This is a genomic window from Embleya sp. NPDC025285, from assembly GCF_055558835.1.
In genome coordinates, this window is sequence record NZ_JBVHLU010000074.1 from 44,841 (window position 1) to 57,583 (window position 12,743).

Sequence of the window (12,743 nt, forward strand, 5' to 3'; positions counted from 1 at the left end):
ACCTCGAGGTCCATGTCCGGCGTGAGCATCTCCACCGGATAACCCGTCAGTTCCGCCACGATCGCCAGCGCCACGTCCGCGCCGCTCTCCTGGGCGGGGGCCGCGGGCGCCGCGACCGGAGCCGGGGCCGGGGCGGAGGTGAGGGCGGGGGCGGGGGCGGCGGTCGGCGCCGGGATCTGCCGGAGCGCGGGCGCCGCGTGCACGGCGGCCGGTTGCGCCGGGGGCCGGGGCTGGGCCGGGGCGACCTGGGCCGCCGGCACGGGCGGCCGAGCCTGGGTGACCGGGGTCGGCGGGTACTGCGTCACCGCGGCGGGCGCGGGGCTGATCTCCCGGGGGGTGTGCGGCCGGGCCTCCAACGCCTGCGGGGCCGGTGCGAGCGGGGCGGGCGCCGGCATGAGCGCGGGCGCCGGAGCGGGCGCCGGAGCCGCCACGGCACGGGGCTCGGCACCGGGCTGCCAGGCCATCAGGCCGTCCAGCGAGGTCCTGGCCAGGTCGAGGTAGGAGGCGTGACTGGCCGAAGTGGTGCTCTGGTACGCGCTGTGCGCGTCGCTCGCCTGCCGTTGTACCTCGAGGAAGGCGTGCAGCCAGGCACCGGACGAGGTCACCGGCGACCAGGTGGACCCGGACGAGGTGACGTCGTGCGTCGTCGCCTCCGCGACCGGTGCCTCGTAGGTCCGCACCGGCACGGCGGGCGTCTGCTGCGCGGGCACGGGAACGGGCGCGGGCACCGGTGCGGCCGGCGCCACCGGGGCGGGCGCGGCGTACTGCGCCACCGGAGCCGTCGGGGCGTATTGCGCCACCGGAGCGGGCGCGGGGTACTGCGTCACCGGCTCGGGCGCGGCGTACGGTGCCACGGCCGCGGGCGGAAGCGCGGCCTGGACGAGGGCGGGCGGTGGTGCCTGGGTGACGGCCGCGGGCGTCGGCGGCGGCGCTTGGTGCACCGCGGCGACCGGCGCGGTCGGGGTCGTCGGCGGGCCGGCCTGCCTGAACCCGGCGGCCGACTCGCGTACGGCGGGCGCGGCAGGGGTCTTCTCGCGGTGACCCACATCGGGGTTGGGACCGGAGATGGGGATGGTCATACCCGTCCTTGTTGACGATGGCGAAGGAGTGCTCGAGGTGAACGCAGCCCACAGCGGGGCGAAGTCCAGGGGGCGTCCGGCGACGGCCAGCGCGCCCAGGACGCGGTGCAGTGCGGTGAGTCCGGATCCCCGGGTCTGGTCCGCGCTCAGCGCGACGTGCGGACGGTCCGCGAGGATCCGACCGACCAGGCCGGTGAGTACGGTTCCCGGCCCGGCCTCGACGAACGTGCGGACGCCGTCATCGTGCATGGCCAGGATCATTTCGGCGAAGCGCACGGAGGAGGTGACGTGATCGCGCAGCACGGTGCGGATCTCGGGCGCCGTGTCCGGATACGGCTTGGCGTCGGCGTTGCCGTAGACCGGCAGTCGCGGCGCCGTGAAATCGTGTTGTTCCAGGGTGGGCCGCCACCCGGAGGTCGCGGACTGCAGCAGCGGACTGTGGAAGGCGCACGAGACCGCGAGCCGCTGGGTGGGCAGTTGCTGCTCCAGGGCGCGCTGCTCCACCTTGGCGATCGCGGACTCGGCGCCCGAGACCACGTGCTGCGTCGGGGAGTTGTAGTTGGCGACCCAGGCCCTGCGGATGCCGCGCACCAGGTCGTCCGCTTCCTTGCTGGAGGCGGTGACCGCGAGCATCGCGCCGGAGACCTTGCTCGCGTCGCGCAGGAGTTCGCCGCGGGCGCGGGCCAGGGACATCAGCGTGGCGTCGTCGTAGACGCCGGCCGCGTGCAGGGCCGAGAGTTCGCCGAAGCTGTGGCCCGCCACGCAGTCCGGCACGAAGCCGACCGCGCCCAGGATCTCCTGGATCATCAACGCGTGTGCGGCGAGCGCGGGTTGCGCGCACTCGGTGGCCTTGAGCCGCTCGGCGTGCTCGCGCTCGGCCGCCTGGTCCGCCACCGGCGGCGGGAAGACGGTGCGGTGCAGGGGGCGTCCGTCGATCTCGAAGTCGGCCACCGCGTCCCACGCGGCGAGCGCGCGCGGTTGATGCAGCACGACGTCGATCCCCATGTCGGGGTACTGGCTGCCCTGTCCCGGGAACAGCAGCGCGATCTTGTCGGTCGAGGCGGCGCCGCACGCGTAGCGCATGCCGGCGGGCGTGTGGAACCCGCTCTGCGGTTCCGCCGAGATCCGGCGTCGGGCGTCGGAGGCCTGGGCCCGAAGCTCGTCCTCGTCGCGCGCGACCAGGCACAGCCGGTGCTTCGCCGCGGCCTCGAAGGCGAGTTGGGTACGGCGTGCCAGGTCGTGCAACGGCGCGGTGTCCGCGGTCAGCGCGTCCAGCGCCGCGACCAGCGCGGGACCGGACTCTGCGCTCAACAGGACCAGTTCGCTCGGAGCGGTGCGGGTGTACGCGTCGACCGCCGGGGCGGACTCTTCGGTGCGGTGCTCCTCGAGCGTGACGTGGAAGTTGGTCCCGCCGAACCCGAAGCTGGAGACCGAGGCCCGGCGCGGGTGTTCGCTGCCCCGGATCCAGGGTCGGGTCCGGGTGCTCAGGTAGAAGGGACCCTTTTCCAGTTCCAGGGCCGGGTCGGCTCGGTCCGCCTTGAGCGTGGGCGGCAGGATCTTGTGGTGCAGCGCGAGGGCGGCCTTGGCCAGTCCGACCGCGCCCGCGGCCGTACGGGTGTGGCCGATCTGCGACTTGACCGATCCGAGCGCGCAGCGCGCGATGTCGGCCGGGTCACCGGTGCCGAACACCTCTTGCAGGGCCGTGACTTCGGCGGTGTCACCGGCCTTGGTGCCGGTGCCGTGCGCCTCGATCAGTTCCACCGTCGCGGGGCTGTAGCCCGCGCTGGCGTAGGCCCGGTGCAGCGCGCGGACCTGACCGGCGACGGCGGGGGCGTAGATCGAGGATCCGCGTCCGTCGGAGGAGGTTCCGACGCCGCGGATCACCGCGTAGACGCGGTCGCCGTCGCGCTCGGCGTCCGCCAGCCGCTTGAGCATGACCATGGCCACGGCCTCGCCCAGGAGGGTGCCGTCGGCCTCGGCGGAGAAGGGCCGGCACTCGCCCGACGGGGACAGCGCCGGGGTCTTGCTGAAGCAGGTGAACCCGAACGCGTCACACAGCGGGTCCACGCCACCGGTGATCATCATGTCGGCGCGGCCGAGCGTGAGTTCGTCGATGGCGGCGCTCATCGCCGAGAGCGAGCTGGCGCAGGCCGCGTCGGTGGTGTAGTTGCTGCCGTGCAGGTCGAAGTGGCGGGCGACGCGTCCGGCGATGACGTTGGTGAGCATGCCCGGGAAGGAGCTTTCCTTCCATACGGGATACGAGGCCGAGATCGCGTCGCACAACTCGTCGGCCTTGTGCTCGTCGACGCCACCGGCCAGCATGACCCGGCGCCAGGTGGGCCGTTGGGACCGGAACGACATGCGGAAGGCCAGTTCGGTGGGACTGGCGCCGAGGATGATGCCGGTGCGTTCGCGCAGCGTCTCGGACGGCCCCTGCTCACCGCAGGCGTCGCGCAGAACGCGTTCGGCCGCGATCAGGCTGAGCAGTTGCGCGGTATCGGTGGCGTCGATGGTCGACGGCGGGGTGCCGAAGGCCAGCGGGTCGAACGCCACCGGCGACATGAACGCCCCGCGCTTGCCGTACGTCTTGTCGGGGGCGGTGGGGTCGCTCGAGTAGTGATCGCTCACGAGCCAGTGGGTTTCCGGCACGTCTCGGATGAGGTCGCGGGCGTGAACCAGGTCGCGCCAGAACCCGGCGACGTCCGCGGAGCCGGGCACCAGGGTGCTCAGACCGATGACGGCGATGGGCGGCTGCGAGGGGCGGGAACTCTCGGGCACGGGGCTCCTTGCAGTGGACGGATCAGAGCAGTTCATGGGCGGGGAAGGTGAACGCCTGGGCCGGCAGGTCGACGCCGTGGCTGCGCAGCTGGTGCGCGCGGGTCAGGACCGTCGCGCCCTCCATCAGGTTGCGGGCGATCTGCACCACGGACAGGTTCGCGGGGTCGGCGAGGAAGCCGTCCTTGCGCCAGTCGTTGAACGCGCCGACCGCGGGGCCGCACCAGATCTGGTAGTCCACGCTGCGGTCGGCGGTTCCGGTGGTCGCCCAGGTGCTGGACATGCCCAGGTACCAGCGGAACACCAGCGCCATGCGGTGCTTGGCGTCCACGGCCGCCCGGTCGGCCTGCGCGGGCTCCCTGGCGCGCCAGAACTCCTCGGTCTGCGCCCAGACGTCGGCCAGCGGCTGCCGGAACATCTCCCGCTCCAGGCGGGCGATCTGGGCCGGGGGAATCTCCTCCAGTGATTCGTGATCGCGGTAGAGCTGCGCCAGTTTCGCGGCCCGGGCCGCGAACATCGTGCCTCGACTGAGGACTTGGACCTTCGCCCCGAGCTCGAACATGTCGGCCGACGGCGCCATGGCCACGTCCATGGTGTCCGCGGCCTGGAGCATCGCCCGGGCCCGGTCGGAGGTGTCGGCCTCCAGACTGAGCTGGTTGACCGATCCGGTCACCACGTACGCGGCGCCCATGGCGAACGCGGCGGCGACGGCGTGTGGGGTGCCCAGCCCGCCGGCCGCGCCGATCCTGGTGCGCGGCGCGATGCCGTGCCGGTAGGCGACCGCGTCGCGCAGGGCGAGGATCTGCGGGAGGGCGGTGGACAGCGGCCTGCCGTCGGTGTGCCCGCCGCTGTCGGATTCCACGGTGAGGTCGTCGACCATCGGCACGTGGGCCGCGAGGGCGGCCTCGTCCGCGGTCAAAAGCCCCTCGGCGACCAGCTCTTGCAGCAGGGCCGGCGGCGCGGGGGCGAGGAACTGTTCGGCGACCTCGGGACGCGAGACCTTGGCCATCATCATCCGGGGCCGCTCCACCCGGCCGTCGGCCCGCGCGCGCAGGCCCGCGGCGCAACAGTGCACGAGGGCTCGGGTGACCTCGCTGAAGGCGGACACCGAAACGCACCGCACGCCGTGTCGGATGGCGAGGGCGGCCACCTCGTTCTCCCAGGCGGGCGAGTGCGGGTTGTGGATGATGTTCACGCCCCACGAGGCGTGTTCGGGCAGGTCCCGCCGCAGTTCCTCGATGGCCCGCCGGACCGCGTCGATCGGCAGGCCGGCTGCGCCGAAGACCCCCAACAGGTCCGCTCGGGCCATGGCCTTGACCATGGCGACGCCCGCGATCCCCTGGGCCATCTCACCGGCCACATAGGGGAATCGCACGCCGTGATCGGCGGTGAAGGATCTGTCGCCCAGCCATTCGGGGTACAACGGAGGGAGTGTGCCGACGACTTCGCAGCCTTCGACCGGCGCGTCACCGGGCACGGCTACGGTCGCGGAGTCGGACCGGCGCCGAACGATCGTGGCCGCGCTCCGCGGTTGGCGGAGCACGGCCAGGAGACCGTCGGCGGTGGGGTCCGACAATTCACGACGGGGTGATGCCTGCAGTCCGATGGTCATGAACGGTTTCTCCTGTGGCCTTTCGGAAAGTTGGCCGGATTTCGGGGTCGTCGACCGTCATAGAATCCCGTGCGTTCCGGCCAGGAGGTAGGCCATGTCGACGGGCGTCCGGGAACAGGGCGCGCCCAGGACACGGCGCGCGTTGCGGTCGTCGAAGACGCGCGTGTGGCGAAAGTACGCGGAGAATCCGGCGTAGCTGTGAAAGCGCTGTTCGGCCGGGGAGAGCCGCTCGGGCAGCGCGGTTTTCAGCACGATACGGATCGGCGCGAACTTCTCGAAGAGCTCGATGAGCGTCGTGGCCGCCACGTACTCCGGATGCACGATGTGATGGGTCTCGACGGTCGTCGAACGGTATTCCGCGGCAATGCCGACCATGGCGTTCGCGGCGTCCTCCACCGGGAGGCAGTTGAGCTGGGCGTCGACCCGTCCCACCATGTGGATGACCGGCCGCAGACCTCGCGGAATCGAAAGACCGGCGATGCCCCTTTCGATGGTCGACGCGCGCAGCAGTGCGCTGATGGTCTGAAAGGGGTGGGCCGGCAGACCCGGCACCGGCGGGCGGTCGGTGAGGAGAATGCTGGGGCGCATGATCAGCGCCGGGATTCCCTTCTCACCGGACCAGCGGTGCACGAGGGCTTCGGCGTCGCACTTGGACCGCTCGTATTCGTTCTCGAAGCCGTACGTGTCGACGAGGTCGGCCTCGTACACCGTTCCGGATCGTCGCGCACCGGCCACGAAAGCGGTGCTGACATGACAAAACGGCGCGCCGTAGGGACTCCTGGACGCGATGTCGAGGAAATTTTGCGTCCCGTTCACATTGACGGGCCGGATCGCACGGGCGCCCGTGTTGAGGTCGATGTTGCCGGCGCTGTGAAGGAACATGTCGGTCCGCCGGACGAGCTTTTCCACCGTGTCGTCCGGGAGGCCGAACAACGGTTGCGCGATGTCGATCTCGATTTCGTCGGCGCGCCGACGAAACTTGTCGATGAAAGCCGACGGCTCCGCCAGTCGACCGAAAGCCTGCGAGGCTCGGTCGATCGCACTTACATCGCCGCGACGCGACAGCAGGGTGACGGAACAATTCCGGTTCACAAGTTCACGAATGAGTCGCAGACCGAGGAAACCGGTGCCACCAGTCAATGTAACCCGCAAGATCGTGTGCCTCTTCTCGATGGGACCCGATGACCGGTATTGCGGGTCGATTCTATGCACGGACACGGGACCGGAAAGCTCCGCTAACAGGCGATCGAGTCGGATTCATCATGATGGACCAATTGTCTGCGGACGCGTCGTCGGGTCGGCGAATGACCCAAACGGACGAAACCGGCACATATTCGTACGCGTATTCGCTCGAATCTCGGTGCGACTGTCGGATTATCTTCGTCCGAATTCCGGGATCGGCGTGGTCGATGTCCGCAATCGCGACCTGCCGGTCCGCGGCGGGGTAACCTCGCTTCCGGCGCGAGCAGTGATTCCCCGAACATCCCCGTGTGTGCGGCGGACCGCCGGCAACGAAATACCCCTCGTCGATGGCCGCCGGCCCCGGGCGCCGGCCGTTCGGGGCCCGCCGCGTCTCCACCTGATCTCGGTTCACGGGCGACGCCACCCACCGCGCAGGCAACGTCGCCATGGGAGGACATGCAATGCTCGACACAATCCCGGTCCCGCCCCCCGAGCACGAGGTGTCGCACGAGCGCCCGCCCGGCGGCGCGCTGAACCGCCTCGCGGGGTGGTGTGTTCGGCATCGTCGCTGGCTCCTGGTGGGCGCGATGATCGTCCTGGTGTTGGCCGCCACGGTGGTCGCCGGGGCCAGGGACCGCTGGTCCAACGGCGGGTTCACCGCGACGGGCACCCAGGCGGCCGAGGCCGAGCGCGTCGCCGCCCGCTACGGGGCGAAGGCCGCCGACCTGGTGCTCTACGTCCGCGCCGACACACCCGTCGACGACGCCGCGGTCGCCGAGACGGGCCGCCGGCTCACCGCCACGGTCGCGGAACGGCCCGGCGTGCGCGAGGCCCAGTCCTACTGGAGCACCGGCTCGACCCTGTTGCGCTCCCGGGACGGACACGGCGCCCTGATCCGCGTCGACCTCACCGGCAGCGAACGCGACCACGTGGCCACCTCGCGCTCCCTGGTCCCGGCCGCCCGCAAGGCCGCCGGCGACGGTCTGCGGGTCAGCGCCACCGGGCCCGCCTGGCTGAACGCGCAGGCCACCGACGAGTCCGAACGCGACCTCAAACGCGGGGAATTGCTCGCGGCGCCGCTGACCATGATCATCCTGCTGCTGGCCTTCGGGTCGCTCACCGCGGCGGCGATCCCGCTCGCCGTCGGCGCGGTCTCGGTGGCCGGCGCCCTGGCCGTGCTGGCCACGTTGACCCTGGTGATGCCGATCACCGTGTTCGCGATCAACATCTGCGCCGCCCTGGGCTTCGCGCTGTCCGTCGACTACGCCCTGTTCATCGTCACCCGATATCGCGAAGAGCTCTCCCGGGGCGCCGATTCACGCCGGGCCATCACCCGCAGTATGGCCACCGCCGGACGTGCCGTGCTGTTCTCCGCGGCGACGGTGGCCCTGTGCCTGTCCGCGCTGTTCGTCTTCCCGCTGGAACTGCTGCGCTCGTTGGCGTGGGCGTCGATCCTGGTCGTGATCATCTCGGCGCTGACCTCGCTGCTCGTACTGCCCGCACTGCTGGCCGTGTTGGGGCCGCGCCTGGACCGGCTGGACCCGTTCCGCCGGTTCCGGCGCGGGTCCGGGCGCGTGGGCGGCGGCAGTCCGCTCTGGCGTCGGATCGCGACCGTCGCCACCGCCCGCCCGATCCTGTGCGGCGGCGCCGCCGCGGTACTGCTCCTGGTCCTGGCCCTGCCCTTCCTGCACGCGCGGTTCACCACCGTCGACGAGACGATCCTGCCGACCCGCTCCGAACCCCACGCCACGGCCAACCTGTTGCGCACGGACTTCGCCGACCCACCCGAGCGCATCATCCCGGTGGTGCTGCCCCGGGCGAACGCGGCGACCGACGGCCCGGCGATCGACGCCTACGCCCGGCGGTTGTCCGCGTTGCCCCATGTCGCGCACGTACTCGCCGACACCGGCGACTACCGTGCCGGCCTGCCCGTCCCGGGACCGCAGTCGCCCCCGGCGAGCAACGGACCACAGTCGCCGTCGCCTTCGGCGCCGGTGATCGACGTACCGGAGTCGTCCTCGCCGTCGGCACCGGCGGCCCACGTACCGGCCCCTGACGACCAAACGCGGGTCGTGGTACGCCCGGTCGAGCCGCCGGCGCCGGCTCCCCCCGTCGTCATCGGCAGTGTGCTGCGGGTGGTCAGTACCGCCGACAGTCAGGCGCCGGAGACGGTCGCGCTCGTGCACACGCTACGGACCCTGCCGGCGCCGCAACCCCACCTGGTCGCGGGCAAGGCCGCGGAGTTGACCGACACCAAGCACACCCTGCGGGAGGCCCTCCCCTACGGCGCGGGCATCATGCTGATCGGCACCCTGGTCATGCTCTTCCTGTTCACCCGCAGCGTCCTGGTGCCGATCAAGGCGGTCCTGATGGGGCTGTTGAGCATCACCGCGAGCCTGGGCGCCATCGTCTACGTCTTCCAGGACGGTCATCTGCGGTGGCTGGTTGGTGACTTCAGCACCAACGGATCGCTGGAGACCACCATGCCGTTGCTGACCCTGGCCGTCGCCTTCGGGATCTCCGTGGACTACGAGGTATTCCTCCTCGCCCGGATCAAGGAGGAGTTCGTGCGCACCGGGGACAACACCCGTTCGATCGTCTTCGGGATCGAGCACACGGGCCGCCTGTTCACCGCCGCGGCCCTGATCGTCGCCGCCACCATGGTCGCGCTGACCATGTCCAACGTCACGCTGCTCAAGACCGTCGGCGTCGGCCTCGCGGTCGCCGTCGTCGTGGACGCCACCGTCGTACGCGGCATCCTGGTCCCCGCACTGATGCGCCTGACCGGCCGAGCCAACTGGTGGGCGCCCACGCTCCCCCGGCGTCGCCCCCGCGAGATCGGCGCCAAGCTGCCCGACGCACGCGCCGAGGCCTGCCCGGAGCTGGTCGGCCAGACCGCGGACTCGGCAAGCGAAGGCCCGGACCAACAGACACCCTGACCCGGTCGCGGGATCGACACCACCGTGCCATGGCATGGCAAAGACTCGACCATGAAGCGGAGTTCAATTCCCATCCGTGCTCGACCCGGGCCCCGGTGGTGACCGCGATCCGAATCTGTTCTGCAAGTCGACTCATTCGAAAGGCCGTTCCGGTCATTTGTCGATAGCGTCGACTCCATTACCCCGTTCGGCGGATCGTGTTTCCGGCCCAACTCCCGCGGGGGCATAGAGTTTCCGCGATCAGCCGGCTTTCGCCGAGCGCACCCGATCCCGCCGCCTTTTCGCGCGAGACGAATCGAGAATCGCCTGTGGAATCCATCTGCCGTCCGCTCAGCACTTCACCACGCCCCGACCTCGTCACCTTCACACCCCGGCCGCAGGCCCCGGTAAGGCTGTTCGCCATCCCCTACGCGGGTGCGGACGCGATGATGTTCGCGCCGTGGGTCGAATACCTGCCGGACTCGGTCGAACTGACCGCGGTACGACTTCCGGGACGCGGCGCACGGGCGGGCGAGGTCTCGCTCACCGATCCGGCGCAACTGTGCGCGATGGTCGCGGAACTCGTCCTGGATACCGACGACGGCCGTCCCTACGTCTTCTTCGGCCACAGCATCGGCGCGATGATCGCCTTCGACACCGTGCGTGAGCTGCGCCGATGCGGCCACGCCATGCCGTCGCTGCTGGCCCTGTCCGCCGTACCCCCGCCCCAGGGCGGTGCGTTCGCGCGGGCGTGCCGACCGATCCTGGTGTCGGACCAACCCTGGCGCCAATTGGGTCTGACCGACCTGCTTCCCCCCGAGGTGTTTCGGGACCAGGGCGCGATGACTGCTTTCGGTCCGCCGATGATGGCCGATCTCCTGTTGGCCCTCCAGCACCAATACGTGCACGAGGCGCCGCTGGATTGTGCGATGAGTGTATTCGGCGCTCGGGGCGACACGCTGGTCGCCGTGGAATCCCTGTCGAATTGGCAGGAGCAGACCACGTTGCCCATGCGGTTGCGCACCTATCCCGGTGGACACCTGTACGTGCACGAGGCATTGCCGAGTCTGCTCACCGACCTCTCCGCCGATCTGCGCACCACCGTCGGCGCCTTCTCCTGATTCCGGGAACGCCGACCGTCATCCGAATGTCTTCCAGTTTTGGAGTGAGCCCGTGATTCGGGACTACGCAGGACGCGTGTGCACGGTGACGGGAGCCGCTTCGGGGATCGGCCGGGCTCTCGCGCTCGCCCTCGCCCGACAGGGCGCGCTGTTGGCCCTCTCCGACGTCGACGCGGACGGCTTGGACGAGACCGCGGAACAGGCCCGGCACCTGGGCGCGAAGGAGGTGTATGCCGACGTGGTCGACGTGGCTCGGCGTGCGATGGTACAGGGCTGGGCGGACACCACGGCGGAGCGCTTCGGCCAGGTCAACCTGGTGGTCAACAACGCCGGTGTGGCGTTGACCGCGAGCGTCGACGAGATGGAGTGGGCCGACTTCGAGTGGATCATGGGCGTCAACTTCTGGGGCGTGGTCCACGGTACGAAGTCGTTCCTCCCGCACCTTCGCCGTGCCGCCCCGGAGCGCGGCGCCCACGTGGTCAACGTGTCCTCCTCGTTCGGGCTGTTCGGCATGCCGATGCGCAGCGCCTACTCGGCGACCAAGTACGCCGTCCGGGGGTTCTCCGAATCGCTGCGCAACGAACTCCGCCGCGAGGGCGCCGAGATCGGGGTGACCACCGCCTACCCGGGCGGGATCAAGACCGCCATCGTGCGCAACTCGCGTGCGGCGGAGGGAACCGACCGGGCCGAGGTCGCGGCGATCCACGACTCGTTGTCCAAGACCTCGGCGCAGGAGGCCGCACGGGTGATCCTGACCAGCGTCCGCAAGGGCCGCTCCCGCGTGTGCATCGGCCTCGACGCGAAGGTGATGGACCTCGGCACCCGGTTGCTGGGTTCCGCGTTCGAACCGGTCGTGCACGCCTCGATCGAACGCGCTACGGCGAAGGTCGCACGTCAGGCGCCGAAGGACACCGCGGGCACACTGTCGTAGCGAACACCACGTCGCCGTGACGAACGCCGCAACAACATCGGCCTGCTCGATCCGATCGGATCGAGCAGGCCGATGTCATCCGCGGTAGCGGGGTGGCGGTGGTTACCGCAGGCCGCCCCAACCGCCGCCGCCACCTTCGCCACCGCCGCCACCGCCGCCCCACGGGCCCCAGCCGCCGCCACCGCCGCCGCCGTGGGCGTCGCCGTGGCCGTAGCCCCAACCACCGAAGATGCCGCCACCGCCGCCACCGCCGCCGGAGTCGCCGTCACCGGAGCCGTGACCGCCCGGCTGCGGGGCCGACGCCGGCCGGTCGGCGACGCCGTCCAGGGCGAACGCCGGTGCGGCGGACGCGGCACCCGCCAGGAGCACGGCCACGACGGCCGTGACGGAAGCGCGAGTGAGCCTGCGCATGAAAACCCCTTGCCTTGGAAAGCACCACCTCGGCCGAGGTGGTCGGATTCATCCTGAACGCAGATCCGGGGGCCGAGGTGCACAGCCGACACTCGAAACGCCGCCGGATTCACGGCTTTTCGGGCATCGCCGCTGCTCACCACCCCTGCGCCGGATTTTCGGAACCACTCGTACGGACGCAGGCCGCGCTGCTGCATTCAGGGGTCAGAGGCGGGTCGACTCCGGCGCGGGCGCCTCGCGCAGGGACCCCCGCTGTTCGCCCTGGGCCGCTTCCGCACGGCGCTCGTCGGTCGGGTGCAGGCGGGACTCGATCGCCTCGATGATCCGCGGGCGCAACTCCGCGGCTCGGATGACCGCGTCGACGGAACCGACCTCGACCGCACGCCGAATGTCATGCACCCGGTCGAACTCCGCGGCCACCTCGCCGAGTTTTTGCGCCCGCACCGACGAGCGCAGTTCGTCGAGTTCCGCGATCAACGCGGCGCGCTCGGCACCACAGGCCGCCGCGACGAGGGCCTCCAGGTCGCGCACACGCGAATCGGCCGCCGTACGGCGGTTGACCTCGCCGGAGAACACCACCGCCGCCGCGGGCGCACCACCGAGGACCGAGGCGAAGGACCCCTCCAGGGCCAGGACGGTCATGTTCGGGTTGAGTGCCTTGGAGAAGACCACGAACGCGCCGCCGTGGTAGCGCGAGATCACGCAGAACACGAT

Annotated in this window: 8 protein-coding genes; 3 read left to right on the forward strand and 5 right to left on the reverse strand. The window is 70.8% G+C overall.

Annotated features, from left to right (window positions below):
* The 3 genes from ACZ4FV_RS36305 to ACZ4FV_RS36315 form a co-directional block, all read right to left on the reverse strand.
* On the reverse strand, positions 1–3,857 hold a 3,857-nt coding region (locus ACZ4FV_RS36305), incomplete at its 3' end, for a beta-ketoacyl synthase N-terminal-like domain-containing protein (RefSeq protein WP_465324705.1).
* A gap of 22 nt (positions 3,858–3,879) precedes the next feature.
* On the reverse strand, positions 3,880–5,466 hold the full coding sequence (locus ACZ4FV_RS36310; RefSeq protein WP_465324707.1) for a PfaD family polyunsaturated fatty acid/polyketide biosynthesis protein: 1,587 nt from the start codon (positions 5,464–5,466) through the stop codon (positions 3,880–3,882).
* Between the two features lie 57 nt (positions 5,467–5,523).
* On the reverse strand, positions 5,524–6,606 hold the full coding sequence (locus ACZ4FV_RS36315; RefSeq protein WP_465324709.1) for an SDR family oxidoreductase: 1,083 nt from the start codon (positions 6,604–6,606) through the stop codon (positions 5,524–5,526).
* 503 nt (positions 6,607–7,109) lie between these two features.
* Here ACZ4FV_RS36315 and ACZ4FV_RS36320 point away from each other — a divergent pair.
* The 3 genes from ACZ4FV_RS36320 to ACZ4FV_RS36330 all read left to right on the forward strand — a co-directional run bounded on the left by ACZ4FV_RS36320 (position 7,110) and on the right by ACZ4FV_RS36330 (position 11,618).
* Complete coding sequence (locus ACZ4FV_RS36320) at positions 7,110–9,587, forward strand: MMPL family transporter (RefSeq protein WP_465324711.1); 2,478 nt, start codon at positions 7,110–7,112, stop codon at positions 9,585–9,587.
* Positions 9,588–9,895: 308 nt separating this feature from the next.
* On the forward strand, positions 9,896–10,687 hold the full coding sequence (locus ACZ4FV_RS36325; protein WP_395864880.1) for a thioesterase II family protein: 792 nt from the start codon (positions 9,896–9,898) through the stop codon (positions 10,685–10,687).
* Between the two features lie 52 nt (positions 10,688–10,739).
* The gene (locus ACZ4FV_RS36330) at positions 10,740–11,618 is read left to right on the forward strand and encodes an SDR family NAD(P)-dependent oxidoreductase (RefSeq protein ID WP_465324714.1); all 879 of its coding nucleotides are present in this window, start codon (positions 10,740–10,742) and stop codon (positions 11,616–11,618) included.
* Positions 11,619–11,720: 102 nt separating this feature from the next.
* Here ACZ4FV_RS36330 and ACZ4FV_RS36335 read toward each other — a convergent pair whose 3' ends face one another.
* Together ACZ4FV_RS36335 and ACZ4FV_RS36340 are read right to left on the reverse strand one after the other, a co-directional pair.
* On the reverse strand, positions 11,721–12,029 hold the full coding sequence (locus tag ACZ4FV_RS36335; RefSeq protein ID WP_465324716.1) for a hypothetical protein: 309 nt from the start codon (positions 12,027–12,029) through the stop codon (positions 11,721–11,723).
* A 204-nt stretch (positions 12,030–12,233) separates the two neighbouring features.
* On the reverse strand, positions 12,234–12,743 hold a 510-nt coding region (locus tag ACZ4FV_RS36340), incomplete at its 5' end, for a carboxyl transferase domain-containing protein (RefSeq protein WP_465324718.1).

Excerpts from the sequence above, each read along its gene's own strand:
- ACZ4FV_RS36310 (WP_465324707.1), bottom strand. The coding sequence starts at position 5,466 with ATGACCATCGGACTGCAGGCATCACCCCGTCGTGAATTGTCGGACCCC.
- ACZ4FV_RS36335 (WP_465324716.1), bottom strand. The coding sequence starts at position 12,029 with ATGCGCAGGCTCACTCGCGCTTCCGTCACGGCCGTCGTGGCCGTGCTC.
- ACZ4FV_RS36320 (WP_465324711.1), top strand. The coding sequence starts at position 7,110 with ATGCTCGACACAATCCCGGTCCCGCCCCCCGAGCACGAGGTGTCGCAC.